Raw genomic sequence first — 20,605 nt, 5'->3', positions numbered from 1 at the left:
GTTTTCGAACCTTCAACGTCATTGACGACTACAACCGTGAAGCACTGGCGATTGAGATCGACCTGAGTCTTCCTGCTGCGCGGGTAACGCGTGTTCTCAATCAGCTTGTTGAAGAACGAGGCTATCCACGTCAACTGCGTAGCGACAATGGACCAGAGTTCATCAGTGTGAAGCTGGCTGAGTGGGCTGAAACNAATGGCGTCCACCTGGAGTTCATCAAACCGGGAAAACCGACTCAGAACTCGTACGTGGAACGATTCAACCGCACCTATCGGGAGGAGATTCTCGACGCATACATTTTTCGAAGCTTGGACGAGGTCAGGGAGCTGACACGAACATGGATAGATCAATACAATGGGGAGCGACCCCATACGGCTCTCGGCAGGGTCCCTCCGCTGGACTACCGACGAGCCAACAGCCGCGACGGTACTAAGTTATCGCCTGTACCAAAACCGGGATGATTACACTCTTTGCGTTCACTTCACTTAGGAGATCGCGAGTTGGCTACTATCAACGCAGTTCTAATGCCCTTTGCCAGCATGGCCGGACCCGTCTATGACGAACAGACCCGCACACTCAATCTGGTCTCCCTGGTTAGAGTGCACGACTCGATCGGGCAGTGGATGAATCCACTCATCAGCATCGCGGCAGTCTTGCAGATCGGCGAAGCACGGATAGTCGGTTCCGAACTGGCGACGACACTTCACGCTGAAGAGGCGCTGAGTGGTCCTCCTGGATGCGGCATGCGGTCTGAGCCTGACGAGATGGCGGAGATCATCGCGACGTTGATTGCACCCATGGGCAAGCAGCCATCTCGCTGGGCCGTCGCCGAGTTTCAGGAGGCTGTGGACCGGTACATGAACCAGCCCCCTGCTTTGCTGGCGACCGCTGGAGGCGCAGGGTTCACTGTTGAGTTTCCATACGGTGATCAGTCATCGCTGTGCCAGGTAATGGCCGATCAACCCCATCCACGATATGGCAATGGTTGCTTCATCTTGCAATCGTTTCCTGTCGCTGCGAAGTCGGATCCGGAGGGCGTGATGCTTGCTCTTTCAATGAACCGCAGTGAGCTGATGGAGATACCGTTCGGCTATGGCTTCGGTAGTTATGCCTATCGGGATGGCACGCTGCATTTCACATCCTTTTTCCCCAATGCCTTGTATCGACCAGGCCTATTGCCGAACATCTACTTCTCTTGCGCTCAGCGTGCGCGCGAGATGTCAGCGCGGCTTGCGGGCGCTGATTGGACGCAGGAATCTTTCTCCCCACGGCGAAGTACAATCAGTCGGATCATGGATCGGTTGAGCGGTCGATGACGATCCAGAACCTGCCTAACAACAGCATGCAGCGGACGCCACTACGCGTCGCCGCTGATGCTGAGCGTTAGTTTTTAGTTGGAGTTTGCATCCTGGATTAAAAAAAGTATTATATCAATTAGATAGTACTCGCCCCCATAGTTTTGATGGTGAATGCCTGTAATCATCCCCGACATCTGAGAGATTTCGGGAACAGAACTCACCGAGGAGGATCCATGGATATTGTGAAACTGACAGACGAAAATTCGATCAAGGCGATGCAGAATCACGTCAAGCGCGCATTGGACGATCCCAAGATACGTGTATTTCAGATTTAGGGCATTTCGGGATCAGGAAACGAACCGCTCTTCGGAGCGTCTTCGGCGAACGCGACATCGAACCGATCGAACATAATTATACGATCCTCGAAACAGCGAAACCGATTGTCGAGAAAATTACGACGCACCCCAGCGCCATTCATCTCTGGGATGATGTGTTCCGCTCAAACATCATGCACCCTGAAGTGCTCTCGGCTTTCCAGAGAATCCAGGGTGGCGCGATCGACTTCCACGGTACGTTCCTTCTCGTCGCGAATGATAAGGAGTTCCCAGATGGAAACTTCCCTCCCTTCCCGGGAGTTTACATTGAGTTCAAGAATAATAAAGCATTTCTCCAATACCTTGAGCGACAGGAAACGGCAAACTAAACTGACCCTCCCCGGGGGGGTGGTGAATATACTTGGCCCCATCGCCGAATTTGTGGGAATTAGGCCTGGCCTGCGACAGGGGAAATCTCTAACTGATAATCGTTATCAGCGACAGTGGTCCGCAATGATGAAACAAGGGTACCCCGGCCGGTAGTGGGTATCAGTGTTTGCCGTGACATTTCTCCTACCCGGGAACCGGGCCCCACAGGAAGCTCCAGAATCGACGCTACGGCCCTATATGGCGCCCCTTTTTCCCCTATGAGGCCCTAGAACGCGAGATAGGGCTGCTGGTGAGCTCTCAGGGTAAGTTTTGGGGTATTGTAAACCTGTCGCCCCGCGCCTGGCTCTCTGCGATTTCAACGCAGTGCCTGGTCTCTCATTGCATGTATGGCGGGGTTCTTCCGTGGGGAACGCTGCACCGTGAAGATGCAGCACCCGGAGCATGAGCCTAGGGTCGCGAGAATAGATCGTCGCTTGAGTATGTGGTACATCTTCGGAAACCTTCTAGTGGGAGGGCCTGTCGGCTGGCTCTTGATAGACCCTGCGTCGGGGGCCATGAGGAACCTCAAGGACCTACACCTGGACATGGACCCCGCCAGTAAATTGATTCATGAGGGGGGGGCGGGACCCCGCCCGCACGCCCGTTCCCTGCAAGGGCCACAGCCCCTGCAGCCCATTGGGAAAAACGGTTGAATCGATAGTCGAGTAGACCGGGGGAGTTTCACCCCCAACCTCTCACAGAACCGTACGTGATAGTCTCCCATCATACGGCTCTTCGTACTCGACCGATTGCATAACATCCACGCGTCCAGTGTTCAAACAGGTACGGTCGAGCTAACGCCATCTTCCGTAACAGCTCCGCTGCTTTCTTCCAACTTCGTTTTACCCGCTTGTATTTGCTCCGTGCCCATTTCACCAGTATCCTCTGGAACATCCGGTATATCTCATACATCTCGGATCGTCGAAACTTTCCGTAGTATATCTCCCACCCCCGTAGCTTCGCGTTGAATATCTGTGACAGGTCCTCCAGTTCACCACTCACCTTCCGGTATGCTTTCCAGCTCCGCATCTCGGCTTTCATCGCCTGCTTCGCCTTCCGGCTTACTCCCGGTGTGAAATTGAGAAAATATGACCCATCATGGCTTCGTGCCATCCGTGGCCGAAACGTATATCCAAGAAAGTCAAACTCCGTTCGTTCGTAGTCCTCCCGGCGTTTGCCATCCCGGCAGTAGACAACCTTCGTCTTCTCAGGGTGTGCCGTCAATTTGCATCCCGCCAGTCGTCGCGTTATCTCTTCTCGTAGCTCTTCCGCCTGCTCTTGTGTCCGACAGTGTAGAACGATATCATCCGCGGACCGCTCAAACGGTACTTCCGAATGTTCCCGTACCATCCACATGTCAAACGCATAATGCAAATACAAATTCGCTAGCAATGGACTGATCACTCCGCCTTGCGGCGTTCCTCTGCCCCGTTCTTCCAACGCTCCTTCTGTGGTCCGCACTGGAGCCTTCAACCACCGATCAATATACAGTTCTACCCATTTCGGTGGGGCGTGATGCCGTACCGCTTTCATCATGAGCTCATGATCAATCGTGTCGAAAAACCCCTTGATGTCCAGATCGACAACCCAGTCATATCGCCAGCACCGCTTTCTCGCTCTCGCGAGCGCCTGGTGTGCGGATTTCCTTGCCCGATGCCCGTAGGAATCCTCATGGAAAACCGCATCAAGTGCTGGCTCAATCGTCAGCCGAGCCGCCATTTGCGCAATTCGATCCACGACCGTCGGAATCCCCAACGGTCGCGTTCCTCCGCTACTTTTCGGAATGTCCACTCGCCGTACGGCTTCCGGTATGTAGCTCCCCGACGACATCCGGTTCCATAGCTTGTACAGATTGTCCGATAGTTTCGCTTCGAATCCTTCCAAGTTCTGGCCGTCTATCCCTGGTGCTCCACCGTTCTTCCGCACGCGCTTGTATGCTTCCCAGATCGTCCGCTTCGGAATGTCAAACGGTTTTGTCTTTCCCACCGGATGCCTCCCGTTCCCGGTTGATCCCCGGAAAAGACTGAATACGTCGGTCCCTTTGCTCCACCATCATTACAACAGCTTCTTCACTACTACGGACCGATCCGCCCGGGATGCATGGGCGAGCAACGATTCGGAGAATCGTGACCAGCCCCTGTGCTCCGCATCGGTACTTTCCCTCTCATCGGGTTCGCCGCTTGAGGTTTTCCCTTCGCATCGGAACGACAGGTTCCCACGTTCCACATACCAGCCTGATACCAGGTCACGCCGCCTATATGCCGGGGGCCGCTTACCCAGTACACAGGTTTCCGGTAAGCTTCTCGCAGTGCACACTTGATCACTGTTCTCGACCCCACATGGTCTTTTTTCTCGACACCTCGTCGACGGTTCACTTTCGTTCGTCTCCTGTTATCTCACCTGACCGGTCTTGCCCGGCCTTTTCCCTGAACGCTCACTACCCTTTGGACGGCCACTTCTATCTGAGTGGCCTCTTTTCGTCGCGGCTCTTTACCCAGGTTGCATGGCCGAGCAATAAAACCGGAGGTTTTATGACCAGGCGCAGCAGCTTCAGGTGGTTTGAAACCTGCCCTGTAGACCGATCCCGAGGGGCCACCCCATTCGTCTGAGGCTCCCTCATCTGGTATGCAGCTTTGATGCCTCCTTCCTTTCAAAAGTAGGTGCCTTCTCGTGGCACACAAGGGTTAAAAAGCCCGGACAACCCGAACCCGGAGGCTGTCTCTCTTGTTGCTGCGGTACTGGCGGCCATTGCCGAAGCCCCGGTACCGCGCGCCGTGGCTACCGCTCTCGGACGAACTCCAGTAGTCGACAGACGCAAAACCTCCAATTACTTCCCTCTTCTGGTACATCAGGTTCAGCTCATCTTTTGACGGCAAGAACCAGTCGTTGAATCCCCCGTGTCTGGCATTCATTGCCACCTGGGCTGCCGGATGCTCGCTGCCAGCCATTGCGGTATAGGTGTTCCTATAACCGCTACCGACCGCTGTAGAGGTACCGGGGGTACTTGTTTGGCTGGTCTTCCACTGGTGTCTCCTATCTTCATCAGCGGTCCATGCTTCCAGGTACCGCCAGCCCCCGCTGGTGTTGCCTTTATCATAAAACACAACGCCCCCGGCGGGACCACGATCCCCCACGCGGTACACCTCCGGCTCTGCCCGGACCATGTAGCTGAATCGGGCCGTTGCGGTAGCCCCATCCCGCACGGTAACGGTGCTATTCTCCGTCTCGCCGTTCTCATAGCGGATCTCAAGGCGGCGGCTTCCTGTTTCTACATCACTGAGCGTTGCGCTCTGCCCGGCCCGCAGATCACCAATCCGCTCTCCGTCCAGAAACACCGTGCCCGTTGTAGCAACAGTCACACGAATTGAGCCGACTGTGCGTGCCACCTGAAAGCCCGGGCGCGTGGGCGGTGGTGGGGTGACAACGGATGCTACTTGCGGTACACCGCCCAGATACACCTGATCAAAAAACTGGTTGTACACCGCAGGGATCTGCCGGCCGTTGGTAGCGTTACGCACTCCCTGACCGGTACGGCGAAACACTTCGTTGATGTCTATTCCCGGAACGGTGAGGTGCTGCAGCAGTTCCGCGGTGAAGGTACCATTGCGTCCGGTGCCGTCTGCCGCAACGCTCCCGGCGCTGGTGGCGTAGGCAACAATGGATCCCGGCGGCTGGAAGCCGATCGCCGCCAGTCCGCGGCTACCGGATCGCGCCCAGCTGAAGGGGTTGTCGCGGCACGCATCCAGCACCACCACGTTCAGGTTGCTCCCCGAGCGGTTCATCTCATCCAGAACTGTCTGGGTAGCCACGGAACGGGTCCGCAGAAATGACTCCGAAGCGATCGATGCCCGTGCGGGGATCAGGTAGTTCTCCCCGCCGGATTCCACCCCGTGGCCGGCGAAAAAAAAGAACCCCGTGGCACCACGGTTGGAGGCAAGCCGGCGCCCAAACTCAACCACCGCCATTTCCATTGTCTCCAGGTCGGCGTCGATGCGCAGGTCAACGGTAAATCCTACCTGCCGAAGTGCTGTGGCGATATCCCGGGCATCGTTGGCCGGGTTGGTCAACCGGCCCAGATCCCGATAGTCCCCATTGCCGATCACCAGGGCGATCCGGGCACCATCAGATGCGTGCGCCGCAAACAGCGCGGAACATACCATCAAGAACGCTGCAACGATCCGTTTCATTATCTGATCCTCGCCACGGTGGTAATGGACACATGCGCCTCCCCTACCCGGGTCTCACCCGCCGTGCCACCGCCCCCTCCGGGTGCCGGTTCCCGCACCAGCCCCCGGGTGCGCACCACCGCATCACCGGGGGTGCGAAACACATCGTACCACTGGCCGGATATCTGCCGGGGTATCACATCCGGTGGGGGCGGCTCGGTAGTGTGGGCAGTCACAATAAGGCGCTCTACCCCGAAGGGCGGCACCACCTGGAAGCGGTACGGCAGCGCCACCACGCGGTTCACCCGGTCTATGCCGATATAAAACTGCTCTTCCAGCAGCACCGTATCCCCGGATGCCAGCACGTAGCTCAGCTGCAGGAATGCCGGCTGGTTCACCCGGAAGTAGAACTGGATCACCTCGCCCTCTTCAAAGACCAGGGAGGTCTCGTTACGTCCTTTATCCGTCCAGACGGAGAGCTCCAGCCCGCCGGAGACGATCTGGTCATTCAACAGCGCCTGGGCCCCGGCAAGGGCGATATCCGCATTGGCGGGGCGCAGGGTGGCAGTGTCCACAGATGTGGCAGGTATGGTTGTGTGGGCTGCGGCGATCACCCGCCCGGTGGCAATCTGCCGGGCAGCCAGATGGATCTCCACAGAATCCTCTGATGGCCAGTAGCTGCCACGGATCACCACCGTATCAAGCATCGTCGTATCAGCAGGGTGGCTCACCCGCCCCAGTGAACTTGAAACAAGCCCTGCCATGCGTGCGCCGAAGGAGCTTGAAAAGTCTGCGTCCTGGTACAACAGCGGCACCACCTGGGTGCCCCGGCCTCCCCTTGCCCCGGGTGCTACACCCTGCCCGCCGGACTCCCGCAGCACCGATATGAGGTTCCGCGCCAGAAGATCAGCCGCCTGCTGCGGGGTAGCCGGCTGAAAACGCTGCAGCCGATCGCGGCGTTCCACCAGGAGTCGCTCCATGGTCACCGCATCAACGGCCCCTCCCGGGGGAGCCTCTGCGGCGGTATCCAGGGCGCGTATAATGGTCACGGCGTCATGGAGCGCCGAGAGGGCGCTGTCAGCACGGGTGAGTGCCCGCTCGGCTGCCTCCATATCACCACGAGTTATCGCATCATCAAAGGAGTCCATTGCAGCTTCAAGGCGCGATCGGGAATCCTCCGCATCCACGGCAAACTGGCGGCGCAGATCCGCCTGGGCGATCCACGCCAGCACGTGGGTCCCGCCACGCTGCTCTACCACCTCGTACCGCGCCCCGGAGATGGTGAGGTCCGTGGCGGTCTGGATGGTGTTGGTGTAACGTGAGCGGGAGTGCTGCCCGTCGTCTACCGTGCGGATGTCCTCCGCGCTGGTGATGCGCACTCGCACCTGCCGGGATATTGCCGCCAGAGCGTCGTTCTGCGCTGCCTGCCGCCGCTCCGTAGCGTCAGGAAGGTCAGAGAAGCCATAGCCGCTGAGGTAGCGCGGCCCCTGGTACGGGCTGTTGACCCCCTGAGAGGTAACCCACGGTTGCGCCGGTGTAGCAGAAACGCCAGCCAACAGAAGAAAGATCCCCAATATCAGAGTGCGGCGAATAGCCCCTGCAGAAGTGTGTACAGGAGACAACAATCCCTCCATAAACATCGTCAACAATACTTTTTTTCGATGATTCATCTAATCGTGGATTATAACACAGGTTTTCTCAGGTTGGGCGTGCGGACGTTTTCTTACACACCAAAAGACCCGTTGACCCGTTACAAGGCGTTACAACAGGGTGTTACAAAATCTGTAACACCCTTGTAACACCCCCGCGGACTGGCTTACTGGTCACTGGCCCAAAAGGCCAGTGAGCGCACCTAGTAACACCCCCGTGCCTGGCTCACTGCAAGTTCTCGCAGTGACGGGCTATCTGTCATCGGATGACAGATACGGGCTATCTGTCCGAATCGGGCAGATAGGATTCACTTGTATCCTGAGTACAAGTGACACCCGCCCGCTCTGCGCCCGCATCCATCCGCATTGCGTCCGCATCCATCCGCATTGCGTCCGCATCCATCCGCATTGCGTCCGCACTGCAGGGCTTCTCCTGGGGCTTGCCGATGTTGGCGGTGTTCTGCTGGTAGACCGTGCCGCCACGCTCGACGGTGCGGGCCCCATCTTGTAACCGGTTACAAGATGCGTCGCGCGAGAGCTGGTTCACATACTTCCTGCTGACGCCGCACTGCTTGGCGATCTTCGCCTGTGGCCACTCCGACCACCGTGACCACTCCTGATCATTCAGCAACGCCAGCACCGCCCGCCGCTTGTCTGCGTTGGTCCTGCGGAGCCCGTCGATACAATCAGAAAGTCTGCTACTTATGCAGGAACATCACGCGTAACCACTGGCAAAATGTCCGTGCGCGAGGGGTCCGGCGTAAATTACATACTGGCTGTAACACTGGGAACAGTTCAAGAAATGAGTTGCTTGTAGTCGGACATATACCGGAAACAGGGAAGGTATTGTGAAGATATGTCCGGGTACGAACCTCAAACCCCTTGCTAAGAGAGGATGTTTTCTTTGGAGGCCCTCCTTGCCACCATGATTTCTGAATAGGCCTCTCTTTCGTCTTGGTGGTGGATTTTCGCCAGACGAGCCTGCCCTTCCGTGCCACAAAGGAACGCAATTTTTTGCCAGAAGAGCTCATCAGGAATCCTGTTCATGCAATAGGAATATGGACGCTTGCAGGTATCTTTCCTTATAACTCCATGTTCAACTAGCGAAGAAAGAGCTCTGCGAATGCTCGGAACCGCAAGATTCGCATGTTCACTGACTTCCTCGACTGTCAACCATTGCCCCACCCGGGCAGTGAAAACCAAGTATACTTCTCCGCTGGTCTGGCCTATCCCACCTCGACAGAATACATCTCTGGGGAGTTTTGACCGCGAAGCCACCCCAGGATTCCCTTCATGCAACTTCGCATCAAACCATTCCGTAACGACGTCATATGCTGCAGCAGTTCTCATCGTGTGTTGCTCTACCCGTTTAAGAAACGGCAGCCGTATAAGTGACTCACTTGCGCTGCTTTTTGATATCTCAGCAATCTCTGCTACCCTCCTCACCGAAAGATGCAATCCCTTCAAGGTTCCGGCCTGACGAGCGATCCGTAGCACGGATCGGGATACCCGACGGTCTTGTGCAGCAGTTCGTGGTGTAAAATAAATGCGACTGACTAAGGATTCCAACCGATTAATCTCGATATCAATCGGACGACGATTATCGCCCAGATATTTCTTCCCTTTTCTGATCGATTGCTCAAGCCAACTGTATCGAAGTCTGCCTTTCTCCCGGTATTTTGTCAGAGGCCCGGCAAAAATCTCAAAAGCATTTGTTATTTCTTCTGTTGAAAAACCGTCCTTCAGCATTCCTACGATGACACTCTGCTCAGCCTCTGACCGCGAAGGATACCCATTTATTTTTCCAGAGAGCAGCTCTTTCTGGTGATCCGTGAGCTCAATCACATTTCTGCTCTGCCGTTTTTTAAAGAGTTCCGGAGGAAGCCCCAGAGCATTTATACTGTCGATTGTGTAGATACTGTTACTGGAATTTCTGAACCTATAGATATGGTCGTCGATCCGGGAAGGCGGTACAAGCACCGTTCTCCCGGTTGCGCGGACTTCAATAGAAGACTCACAGCAGAATATGCCATCACAGAGTTCTTGGGTTGCGCGAAAGTACACATGGACGCCACGTCTGGTGTCAACAACGAGAGTCCTTCTGAGAATTTTCTGAAATACCATGTGTGCATAAAAAAGATCCTCAAACACTGCTCTGTTGTCAAAATCCAGGACGACAAGATTTTCAGAAACTCGTCCACATAACACCGCGATATTGCACTCACCACCATCATGTGGCCGTGCAAATAATTCCTCTACATTTTGCTTTGTCTGCCTCGTTGTAATCCATCGCTTCCATCGAACAGCAGGCTCTTTCGTATTTGCCTTGACGGGGATCACATTCATACCACGGTTATGGAACTGCAATGCAGACTGCAATACGGCTTGATGTATCGTCATGGATGCTTCCGCCTTTCCAGCGAAAATCTGCACCTGACCAAGGCATGGAACTCCAACGAATAATACGCTACGCTATAGTCGCCAAACGGAACGCAGGCGTATCACTCGCCGGTGATCCACCGCCCCGGTTCAGGGGCGGTTTTTCTTTGCTGTCCCGGCAACCCCGGCTGGTGCCTGCGTGGTTACCTTCCGCGACTGCAGTATCTTCGATACCTGGCCCTGATGCATCACGATACGCAGCTCGATTTCGCCGAATCCTACTTCCTTCAACGAATCGCCAACCCATTTGAGAGCCTCGTCCACTTCAACGGGAATCATCTCGCACCCCCTGGTGTGGTGACGGCTGGCTGCCGGCGCTCGTCGATCCACGCGGATATTTCGACTGGATCAAAGAGGCAACGAGACCCGATTTTGATGAACGGGATCTTCCGTTCCGACACGAGTTGTCGAAGAGTCTGGTAGGCTATCCCGATGTGGTTGGCAGTTTGCCTGGCGTCCCAGAGTGCTGGAGCAATCTGGGTAACGCGCTCACGATTTTCATTCTGTTCCATACGTCCTCCTGTGTATGTTCTGGCTTGATTCTGACGGAGGACGGGACAGGGCACATTACATTAACCTTGTAGCTTTCTGGTAAATTTCTTCCGGTTGCATCCCAAAACATGCGTCGTCTGGAGCCAATCCTGGGAGTTTTGATCGAAGGAGCAGGACTCATTACACAAACCTTGTAGCATTCTTGTAAAAATCTTCTACCCTGTTTTGTTTAGGCAGCACCGCTTTTCAGCGGGAGTCGGTATCTATGCTAGTGAGTTTTTCCTTGTACTTCTCAAGCTCGACACGCATTTCCTGAGGCACCGGGTGAAGAATTTTCGTCTTAGCACGTTTGAGTGAATCTATGTTTAGTTCTTTTGTGCTTCCATTGGGGGTTTCAATCTCCGGGAAGAACGACTTGAGCTGTTCAAACGAGTAGTCGACTAAGTATTCGTCGTACAGATACTTCAGCGCAACGTTTGACCCCATCCAGATATACCGACCGGCTTGTTCACCACGACGGGCATACCGGTGTTTTACACATATTTGTAGCCACTCGGGTTCTTCGCTGAGTTCTCGGAAAGGTTCCTGCTTAAACGTACTTCGGAACTCCATGAGAATACTAATTCTTTCGGACTTTGAAAGATGGACAAAATAGATCACATCAATCGATAGGCCGGAAAGGAACTCAATAAACGCTTCTTCCTTACTCGCGTTTTGACCCTGGAGTTCGATATGAGTCTCACGGGTGCTGATAGCCCACGCCCGTAGAAGCAAAGATTCTCGAAAGCGCTCCATTGCGTCATCAGGACATCTACTCAAATGATCTCTTGTGGATTCATTCGGCCAGACAGAGAAAACATCATCGAGATTCCCCCTCCAGACCACCACCTCAAACAGTGATTTTATGCGATCTTGTATTGTCCCGTTAACTGCACGACAAAAGAACGGATCAAACTCGGCTACCGCTTCATGGAAAACCTCCTTACTGATCCAACCATCGGTTAATTCAGCTAACCTCGCACCGATTCTGATCAACGATTCTTCTGAGGAAAGAAACTCTTCGTCGTTTTGCTCCAGATCTTGCAACACGAAAACTAGAATATGCTCATTGAGAATTGTCCTTGCGCGCCCGGAGGCTTTCGCTATCACAGAGTCCAGCGCCGATCGAGTCAAACGTGGAAAAAACTGTGCCGCGATCAAAAAAGAGTTGACTACGGCTGCCAATTCAACGCGCTTCTTTTGCATTTCGTCGGACTCAGCTTCGTACTCCGCTCCATCGGCGCCGTTGTCATTATCGCCGCCAACTCGGAACAGGAGCTTTTCTTCCGTAGTAAAAACCCGCAGTTTTTCCCAGATCGAGCTCCCAACCGTTTCGGCAAAACTGTCGCCATCATTCACACAAGCTGTTTCGAACCATTGGCTGTCGTGGGCCAGGCTTAACCAGAATACGGATCTGGCGATTTTTCCCAAGGCGTACGTTATCTTATTCGTATCACGCATCTCCGTTGCCCTCAGACCTAGATTAAGGCATTCAAACAATCATAACACGAGGCTGCTCCTGTATTATTCGAAGATTCAACACAACCTCCTTCGCTCGCCCGATTTGGAGTTGGGTATGAGTTGGTGTTACCAAATTGTTACCACAAATGCTCAACAGCCAGATACCAGCACGAACACGACCAAACAATCGATTGACGTAATTTCATTCTCGTACTACACTTACAAACACACAGCAATCTGTGGCTATGGTTGAAATGGGGCGTTTTCTACTTTCACACGGTAGAAGTCACTGGTTCAAATCCAGTATCGCCCAAAACCGCGTCTTGTGTTACAGCTCCTTGTATTACAAAGGGCCCACACACCCAAAGCCTGCATTGCAACGATCCGGAAAACGCCCCCAACTGAGACACTCCCCGATGGCAGGCGACGCTCGGATTCGTTCGTCTCTCGGGCGCACCCGGCTCCCGGTAAAATTTGAATAACCACACATTTCCATGGATACTGTGTCCATGAGCTACCGTGCGATAACCCGACGAACCAGTTATATCGATTCCCGCCTCCGCCACACACAGGACTACCCCTCGGCAACGGACCTCGCCCGAGAACTACGGGAAGAGTTCGGTGAAGACGTCACCCCCCGGACAATCCAGAGGGACATCGACAAAATGCGCGATCGCGGTGCCCCCGTCGAGTACGACCCCGCCCGTCACGGCTACTTCTACACCGACAGGGCCTGGCAACTCCCGGCCCTGAACCTCACCGAAGGGGATCTCCTGGCACTCATGGTGGGGGACCGGGCCCTCGAGGGGTACCAGAACAGTCCCTACTACGACGAACTCCGCTCCGTCTTCGAGCGCCTCACCGACCTCCTGCCCGAAAAAGTCAGCATCGCCTCGCGGGACCTGATCGCCCAGATCTCGGTCATCGCCGACCCCGTCACCCGAATCGACACCGCAGTATGGGAGTCGGTACGGGAAGGCCTCTACCGGAACCGCACCATCGCGATCCACTACCACTCCCCTGGGCGCGACGACAGCGTGGTCAGGATTGTCGACCCCCTCCATCTGGTGGGGCACCGGGGCGAATGGTACCTCCTCTGCTGGTCCCATCACCATCAGAGCGTCCGAATCTACGCCCTCTTCCGGATCAAGGAAGCCCGGGTCCGCGATGAAACCTTCTCAAAACCGGAGAAATTCTGCGCAGCCGAGTACATCGACCCCTCCTTTGGCGTCTTTATCAACGAGGAGGCCGTGGAGATCGCCCTCCGCTTTGACGGCGAAGCGGCCCGAATGATTCCCGAACGCCAGTGGCACCGGGAGCAGAAGGTGGAAAACCGCCCCGACGGCTCCATCATCCTTCGATTCCGCACGAACCAGCAATCGCAGGTCCTCTTCTGGGTCTCCCAATGGGGGCCCGGCGCAGAGATCCTGGAACCACCGGAACTGCGGGAGCGCGCCCGCCAGTGGTTTTCCGACACGGCAGAGCGGTATCACCCCTCATAGTAAGCTGACACCCAGGCACTCCACGGTCCCTGACAAACAGCGGAACCACGGAACGGGATTTCGCTCACTGGAAAGTGTTTCTACTGCTTTGTATAAACCACATCTCCCAGGGGGTTTTCGATCCTCAGGGTATTGCCCTGGATTTGCAATGTGACACCGTCTTCCATCAAATCATTCACCACAGTCACGGCTCCATTCGCGATCTCGTAGGTGCCCTCTCCCCCCAGGGGGGACATCTTCACGGTACCGTCGGAGCGAAACTCGAAGGTGATCCTCCCCACCATGCCTTCATTCCAGTGCTCGGTGCAAAGGTAGGTTCCGGCCAGAGAGTCACCACCGCCTCCGCACCCGGCGAAGGCCCCCAGAGCAAGAGGAAGGACGAGCAGGGCCAGGCAGATAATCAGATTCTTTCCCTTCATTTTTTTCTCCTCATTGAAAAACCTTTCGTACACAATAGAAATTATACCCCGCTCAGGGCACTATTCCCACCGGAACTGGCAGATCCAATCGCTGTCCCCCGCCGGGAACAACTCTTTCGGAAACACAGAAACATTTTCCAGCTTATTTTTAATACATCTGGAAATCCCCGTTCCCGGGGGCTATGATTATATTTATGAAGATACAAAAGGGTTCTTTTGTGGCGCGCCCTTCTCATCAGCGGTCGTTTTTCCTGGGCCTGGCCTGGTTTTTTCTAATTTTTTTGGCTCTCGGAGGATGCTACTGGACCCCCGATGAATCCCGTGGTTCGATATCCCTGCGCATTCAGGCCCCCTCATCGGGGGGGCAGGTGACAGCCAGCGATACCGTGAGTGAACCGGCCTACCTGCTCCTGGTCTACGTAATTGAGGAAGCTTTTATCCGCCAGGATCCCCAAGGGAAGATGGAGCACATCTTTAGCATCTGGGAAGCTTCCTTCAACGAAGAAGATTTCGAAGGAGAGGGTTCATCCCCGGGGTCTCTGGGATCCATCTCGCTGGGCACCCCGGCCCTGGCCTCGCAGTTTCAGGGCTTTGCCGAGCTCCTGGGTTACGAGTCATCAGAGGGCGGAACCGTCCTCTTCAGCAACCTGAATCCCGATAGCACCTATCTGGTGGTAGCCGAAATTCACAATATTCATGCTTTCCTCGACGGCGAGGAAGACCATGCTTCCTGGTACGGCTACGCCGTCAGCAGGGTGCGGTCGGGGGAGAACCGTGCGGTGAACCTGAGTCTGGGGCACTCTTTCGATGATTACCTGGCGTTTCTTGCAGAGCGATACGATCTGGATCTTGACGAGGATCCCGACGATCCCCCGGAGGGGCAAATCGTGATCGAAGCAACCCTGGTGGACCCCCAGGACCAGACAATCACGATCGCTCTCGACAGCGAGATCAACCTCGACGAGATCACCGAACTCATTTTCACCGCTCCCGATGTCTACGAATCCTACGAGTGGACCGTGAACGATATGGAGGGCTGGGATAATTCAAACACCATTACCATCTCCGAAAGTGAGATTAGCGACGTTATCTTCCCGGGCCTGAATACAGTACACTTGGAGGTCTGGAAAGACGGAGCACCCTACGGCGAAGGTTCCTTCACCTTCACCGTAACGGAGACGATCCTGGGCGAGGTCGTGATCGAAGCAACCCTGGTGGACCCCCAGGACCAGACAATCACGATCGCTCTCGACAGCGAGATCAACCTCGACGAGATCACCGAACTCACCTTCACCGCTCCCGACATCTACGACTCCTACGAGTGGACCGTGAACGATATAGAGGGCTGGGATAATTCAAACACCATTACCATCTCCGAAAGTGAGATTAGCGACGTTATCGTGCTGGGCGAGAACACGGTGGATCTGATGGTCTGGAAAGGGACCACACCCTACGAGACAACCTTCACCTTCACCGCAACAAGGACGATCCTGGGCGAGGTCGTGATCGAAGCAACCCTGGTGAACCCCCAGGACGAGGAAATTGAGCTCATCGCCGACGACGAGATCAACCTCAATGGGATCTCCCAAATCACCTTCACCGCTCCTGCCGACTACGAATCCTACGAGTGGACGGTGAATGGAAACAGTGACTGGCCTGGCGGAAACATCCTCACCATCTCCGACGAAAGTGAGATTGACGACGTTATCGTGCTGGGCCTGAACATAGTGTACCTGGAGGTCTGGAAAGACGGAGAACCCTACAGCGCAGGTTCTTTCACCTTCACCGCTATATTCGAGTAACCCCCTGCCCCGCAGGCCCCCGGGCCTGCGGGGCTCCCCCTCCGGCGGAGCCCCCTCACCGGGGTGAGTACAGCCCCACCGGAGGATAAAAAGGAGTTCCCTCATGTTGAACCTTCGTAAAAGCGCCGGACTCGGCCTGATCGTTCCCCTCATATTCCTTGCTTCCTGCAGCGCCCTCCTCTCACCCTTCGGGGAATCAGACCAGGACCGTACCACGGCATCGCACCCCGGTGCCGACCACACGGGCGCCCTGGAGATCACTTTTAATCAGACAGGAATATCCACAGTGCTTCCCCCCGAGGTATCCCCGGCTGATCTGGAGTTCGACCTTACCCTGAGCCCCATAGATATTCCTGGTCAGNAGNNGANNGACCTGACCGAGCTCTCCGAGTCGAACCTCTTCGTACCGGAGCTCTTCCCCGGGACCTGGAGCGTATCNCTTCGGGGCTACTTCCCCGAAGGAACACCCCTGGAGGGGGTCACTCCCGAGGTCGACGCCTTCGGCGCCACCGAGAACATAGACATCCTCCCGGGCATTCCCACCACGTGGGAAGCCCAACTTGAGGCCATCCGGTCAGACGATGGTGTGGGCTCGGTAAAAATCGAGCTCTCCTGGGACGATTCCGACCTCGTCACAGAGTGGCTGGATGACGATGACACGCTTGCACCTTCGCCCTCGCTACAGCGACTTAACCCGGGCCAGACTCACGAGGAACCGGTCCATATTATTCCCGAACGCATTACCTTCAACGTAGATGAGCGCACCCTCATCTACGAGGAGAGTGGCCTGCAAAGCGGCTTCTACCGTATCGCGATCACCCTGCTGAGAGATGACACCACCGTGGCCACCTACCGCGACGTGATCCACATCTACGACGGACGGCGCTCGGANAAGNNNCTGGACATNACCNNGCTGATCGGGACCCCGCCCTCGACCCCGGAGAACCTTCAGGTCTCACCGGTGAGTTTTGATAATATCCAACAAGAATGGACAGTAGAACTCTCCTGGACCAGATCCGTCACCGCTGAGGAGTACCGGGTGTACCGCAGCGCAGACGGAGGCGACTTTGAAATTATCTCCGATCCCCTTCCACGTGCCACTGAAACGTTCCTAACCACCCAAAGCATTATCGAAGGCCCCCCCTACGTNTACCGTCTTGTCGCCCGGAACAACTACGGCGATGCCCCCCCTCTGGATTCCGATGAGGTCCCGGGTGACTTACAGGGAACAGATGGAACCTTTACCTTTCACATCCACTCGGACTACCTGATTCTGGCAGGATACATGGGCAGCGATCCTGCAGAACCCGTGGTGATACCCGCCGAGGCAGAGGTACAGGGGAGTACAAGACCGGTCAAAATAATAGCGGATCAGGCTTTCATGGATGGCGGAATATCCGGAACCCTCACCATCCCCGAGTCGATCACAGAGATCGGCAACGAAGCATTCACGGGTAACGCCTTCACCGGCGACCTGATCATCCCCGACTCGGTCACCTCCATCGGTGAAGACGCCTTCAATAACGCAGGATTTAACGGGGGCACCCTCACCCTGGAGACGGAAACCAGCAACCTCCAGACCATCGGAGGCGGCGCGTTCAGGTCGACCTCCTTCACCGGCGACCTGACCATCCCCGACTCGGTCACCTCCATCGGTGAAGACGCCTTCAATAGCGCAGGATTTAACGGGGGCACCCTCACCCTGGAGACGGAAACCAGCAGCCTCCAGATCATCGGAGACAGGGCGTTCAGGTCGGACTTCGTTGGCGACCTGACCATCCCCGACTCGGTCACCTCCATCGGCGAGAGCGCATTCAATAGTGCAAATTTTGACGGGACCCTCACCCTGGGGACAGCAAACAGCAACCTCCAGACCATCGGAGCCATGGCGTTCCGCTTCAATGACTTCGAGAGCGACCTGACCATCCCCGACTCGGTCATCTCCATCGGCGGCAGCGCCTTCCAGAGCTTCAGTAACACTAATTTTACTGCGGGAACCCTCACCCTGGGAGGCCTGGAAAGCAGCAACCTCCAGACCATCGGAAACAGCGCGTTCATATCAAACAACTTCGCCGGCGACCTGACCATCCCCAACTCGGTCGAGGAGATTGGATCGCGAGCCTTCAAAGAAAGTTTCGCCACAGGCAGCACCAGAACCTTGACCCTGGGAGACCCCCAAAACAGCAACCTGAAAAAAATCGGAGCGGAGGCCTTCTCCGAAAATTATTTCGGCCAGGAGATTACCCTTCCCGAGGGGCTCGAAGAAATTGGGGTCCTTGAGGGTTCTATCCAAGGCGGAGCATTCGAGAACAACAGATTTCGTGGTAACCTGGTGATCCCCGATTCGGTCACCATCATCGGAAACGGCTCATTCCGGAACAACAACTTCGGTGTGAACGATCCCGACACCCTGACCCTGGGAGACCCCAACACCAGCAACCTCGTAACGATCGGAGCCCACGCCTTCCGGGAGAACGAGTTTCGTGGCAATCTGGTGATCCCCAACAAAGTTGAGATGATCGGGGAGAGCGCGTTCCAGGGCGAACATAATGAGAAGCCCTTCGTTCAGGGGTCGCTTACCCTGGGCAGCTCCCTGGTAGAGATCGGAGCATCGGCCTTTCACACAGCCAGCTTTAGCAGCCAGAGCGCTCTGGTGATTCCCGATTCGGTTACAACCATTGGAGATCACGCCTTCTATAACACAAATCTTGGTGGGGCCTCTCTCTCCCTGGGAGACCCCCAAAACAGCAACCTCGTAACGATCGGAGACGAAGCCTTTAATCTCCTGACCGGCGGCTCCTTTACGGGCGACTTGGTGATCCCCAACTCGGTTGAAGTGATTGGGGCGGGAGCGTTCCAAGGATCTTTCAACGGCTCCGACAGCACGCTAACTCTGGGCGCGGGCCTGAAAATAATCGAGCAAGGGGCGTTCAGGAGCAATGGATTCACGGGGGAACTCATCCTCCCCGAGGGACTTGAAATAATAGGGGGGCAGATCAATGTAAACACCAATGGGGCCTTTTCCTTCAACGCCTTCACGGGTAACCTGGTGATCCCCAACACGGTTGACGAGATCGGGCGCGCCGCCTTCCTAGAGGCTGGCTTCGACGGGACCCTGACGATCTCCAACTCGGTTACAGTGATCAGCAACAGGGCTTTTCATACTACTGGCTTCACCGGAGACCTGACGATCCCCGACTCGGTTACAAGCGTACAAGACCGCGCTTTCGAGAACACCCGATTCGACGGTGAGCTGATTCTGGGGAACAGCTTGACTAACATTGGTATCAGCGCTTTCGAGGGCATCGCCACCGGTGGAAACCAGGGGTTCACGAGCCTGACAATCCCCGCATCCCCCCCCGGCGGTGACGGGACAATGATGATCCGTGCGACCGCCTTCCGGAACAGCAGCATCTGGATCACCGAGATCACCATCCCCGACTGGGTTACCTCTATAGGAAATAATGCCTTCACAGGATGGACCGCGCTCACCACCGTTACGGTGAACCGTTGGGATGCTGACGAAGAACTAATCACCACCGCCGGAACCACTATCTTTGGTGACGCTGCTGACACCTCTGTTACCACCATCCGGGTACCCGCAGGTTCTCTGGAGGCCTATCAGAACGCCGACGGGTGGAATGATTATGAAAATAAAATAGAGGTACAATAACCACAAACCCCGCCCCGCAGCCCCCGAGCCTGCGGGGCTCCCCCTCCGGCGGAGCCCCCTCACCGGGGTGAGCACAACCCCACCGGAGGATAACCAAGGAGTTTTCCCCATGGCGAACCGTTTCAAAAGAGCCAGACTCGGCCTGATCGTTCCCCTGGCATGCCTCGCGGCCTGTAGCGCCCTCCTCTCACCCTTCGAGGAATCAGGCCAGGACCCCACCACGGCGTTGCACCCCGGTGCCGACCACACGGGCGCCCTGGAGATCATCTTTAATCAGACAAGAATGTCCACAGTGCTTCCCCCCGAGGTATCCCCGGAAGATCTGGAGTTCGACCTTACCCTGAACCCCGCTGACCCCGACCAGGAGCCCATTGAGGCACAGGAGCTCTCCGCCGGGGAACTCTCGTTGCCGGGCATCCCCGAGGGGACCTGGAATATCTCGCTTCGGGGATATTTCCCGGACGCCTCTGATGTTCCCCTCTTTGGAGAAACCGGGGAAATCGAGATCGTCGCGGGTGACGCTACAACGTGGATAGCCGAGCTCCACGCACTCCGCGAGGGAACCGGCTCCGTGGAGATCACCCTTTTCTGGAATCCTCCCGGGCTGATCACCGCATACCACGACGATGAAGGGCTCCCTGCACCTTCGCTACAGCAGCTCGTACCGGGAGTGGCTCCGGGAGATCGGGCGGATCCCGTGTATATCGATTCCGCCGATGAAAACACCACCATCACCTGTAACCCAGANCAGGGCACCCTNATCTACACACAAGANAACCTGCCAAGCGGCTTCTACCGCATCGCGATTCCCCTGGAACGACACGACAGCGAGACCAACCAGACCTATACCGTGGGAACCTATCGCGACGTGATCCACATCTACGACGGACGGCTCTCGGAGAAGACGCTGGACATTACCGAG

14 protein-coding genes are annotated in these 20,605 nt (G+C 55.9%); 6 read left to right on the top strand and 8 right to left on the bottom strand.

The window, feature by feature from the left end; all coding sequences use genetic code 11:
- The 3 genes from B071_RS19130 to B071_RS19955 form a co-directional block, all read left to right on the top strand.
- On the top strand, positions 1-461 hold a 461-nt coding region (locus tag B071_RS19130), incomplete at its 5' end, for an integrase core domain-containing protein (protein ID WP_157703103.1).
- A 39-nt stretch (positions 462-500) separates the two neighbouring features.
- Entirely contained in the window at positions 501-1,316 is an 816-nt protein-coding gene (locus B071_RS0108680) for a hypothetical protein (protein ID WP_157703102.1), read from the top strand.
- Positions 1,317-1,788: 472 nt separating this feature from the next.
- On the top strand, positions 1,789-2,001 hold the full coding sequence (locus B071_RS19955) for a hypothetical protein (protein WP_215730289.1): 213 nt from the start codon (positions 1,789-1,791) through the stop codon (positions 1,999-2,001).
- Between the two features lie 763 nt (positions 2,002-2,764).
- Here the strand turns inward: B071_RS19955 and ltrA are convergent.
- The 7 genes from ltrA to B071_RS0108620 all read right to left on the bottom strand — a co-directional run bounded on the left by ltrA (position 2,765) and on the right by B071_RS0108620 (position 12,287).
- Entirely contained in the window at positions 2,765-4,027 is a 1,263-nt protein-coding gene (gene ltrA, locus B071_RS0108660; RefSeq protein ID WP_018526705.1) for a group II intron reverse transcriptase/maturase, read from the bottom strand.
- A gap of 698 nt (positions 4,028-4,725) precedes the next feature.
- Positions 4,726-6,228: a caspase family protein gene (locus tag B071_RS18465; RefSeq protein WP_018526704.1), complete on the bottom strand. Its 1,503-nt coding sequence runs from the start codon at positions 6,226-6,228 to the stop codon at positions 4,726-4,728.
- A complete protein-coding gene (locus B071_RS0108650; protein WP_245534070.1) occupies positions 6,228-7,586 on the bottom strand; it encodes a DUF4384 domain-containing protein in 1,359 nt (452 codons plus the stop codon). Before B071_RS0108650 ends, B071_RS18465 begins: the two co-directional genes overlap by 1 nt.
- Positions 7,587-8,741: 1,155 nt before the next feature.
- Positions 8,742-10,256, bottom strand: coding sequence for a bifunctional DNA primase/polymerase (locus B071_RS19125; RefSeq protein ID WP_083914722.1), 1,515 nt, complete (start codon positions 10,254-10,256; stop codon positions 8,742-8,744).
- A gap of 129 nt (positions 10,257-10,385) precedes the next feature.
- Positions 10,386-10,574, bottom strand: a complete 189-nt coding sequence (locus tag B071_RS0108630; protein ID WP_018526699.1) for a hypothetical protein — start codon at positions 10,572-10,574, stop codon at positions 10,386-10,388.
- Positions 10,571-10,807, bottom strand: coding sequence for a helix-turn-helix domain-containing protein (locus B071_RS0108625; RefSeq protein ID WP_018526698.1), 237 nt, complete (start codon positions 10,805-10,807; stop codon positions 10,571-10,573). The genes B071_RS0108630 and B071_RS0108625 overlap by 4 nt, the downstream gene beginning before the upstream one ends.
- Positions 10,808-11,033: 226 nt before the next feature.
- Complete coding sequence (locus tag B071_RS0108620) at positions 11,034-12,287, bottom strand: hypothetical protein (protein WP_018526697.1); 1,254 nt, start codon at positions 12,285-12,287, stop codon at positions 11,034-11,036.
- 509 nt (positions 12,288-12,796) lie between these two features.
- Between B071_RS0108620 and B071_RS0108615 the strand changes: the two genes are divergently transcribed.
- The gene (locus tag B071_RS0108615; protein WP_018526696.1) at positions 12,797-13,789 is read left to right on the top strand and encodes a helix-turn-helix transcriptional regulator; all 993 of its coding nucleotides are present in this window, start codon (positions 12,797-12,799) and stop codon (positions 13,787-13,789) included.
- Between the two features lie 80 nt (positions 13,790-13,869).
- Here B071_RS0108615 and B071_RS0108610 read toward each other — a convergent pair whose 3' ends face one another.
- Entirely contained in the window at positions 13,870-14,208 is a 339-nt protein-coding gene (locus tag B071_RS0108610) for a hypothetical protein (RefSeq protein WP_018526695.1), read from the bottom strand.
- 194 nt (positions 14,209-14,402) lie between these two features.
- Here B071_RS0108610 and B071_RS0108605 point away from each other — a divergent pair, with 194 nt between their 5' ends.
- Positions 14,403-16,010: a hypothetical protein gene (locus tag B071_RS0108605; protein ID WP_157703100.1), complete on the top strand. Its 1,608-nt coding sequence runs from the start codon at positions 14,403-14,405 to the stop codon at positions 16,008-16,010.
- Between the two features lie 103 nt (positions 16,011-16,113).
- Entirely contained in the window at positions 16,114-19,683 is a 3,570-nt protein-coding gene (locus B071_RS0108600; RefSeq protein WP_018526693.1) for a leucine-rich repeat protein, read from the top strand.
- Positions 19,684-20,605: the final 922 nt, after the last annotated feature.

The sequence above is a fragment of the Alkalispirochaeta alkalica DSM 8900 genome (assembly GCF_000373545.1).
Lineage (GTDB): Bacteria > Spirochaetota > Spirochaetia > DSM-27196 > Alkalispirochaetaceae > Alkalispirochaeta > Alkalispirochaeta alkalica.
Note: the sequence above shows the minus strand (reverse complement) of the source record. Positions and strands in the feature narration are given on the sequence as shown.

What these genes read in the sequence shown, in the direction of transcription:
- B071_RS18465 (WP_018526704.1), bottom strand. Translation starts at nt 6,228, where the DNA reads ATGAAACGGATCGTTGCAGCGTTCTTGATGGTATGTTCCGCGCTGTTT.
- B071_RS19125 (WP_083914722.1), bottom strand. Translation starts at nt 10,256, where the DNA reads ATGACGATACATCAAGCCGTATTGCAGTCTGCATTGCAGTTCCATAAC.
- B071_RS0108630 (WP_018526699.1), bottom strand. Translation starts at nt 10,574, where the DNA reads ATGATTCCCGTTGAAGTGGACGAGGCTCTCAAATGGGTTGGCGATTCG.
- B071_RS0108625 (WP_018526698.1), bottom strand. Translation starts at nt 10,807, where the DNA reads ATGGAACAGAATGAAAATCGTGAGCGCGTTACCCAGATTGCTCCAGCA.
- B071_RS0108620 (WP_018526697.1), bottom strand. Translation starts at nt 12,287, where the DNA reads ATGCGTGATACGAATAAGATAACGTACGCCTTGGGAAAAATCGCCAGA.
- B071_RS0108615 (WP_018526696.1), top strand. Translation starts at nt 12,797, where the DNA reads ATGAGCTACCGTGCGATAACCCGACGAACCAGTTATATCGATTCCCGC.
- B071_RS0108610 (WP_018526695.1), bottom strand. Translation starts at nt 14,208, where the DNA reads ATGAAGGGAAAGAATCTGATTATCTGCCTGGCCCTGCTCGTCCTTCCT.
- B071_RS0108605 (WP_157703100.1), top strand. Translation starts at nt 14,403, where the DNA reads ATGAAGATACAAAAGGGTTCTTTTGTGGCGCGCCCTTCTCATCAGCGG.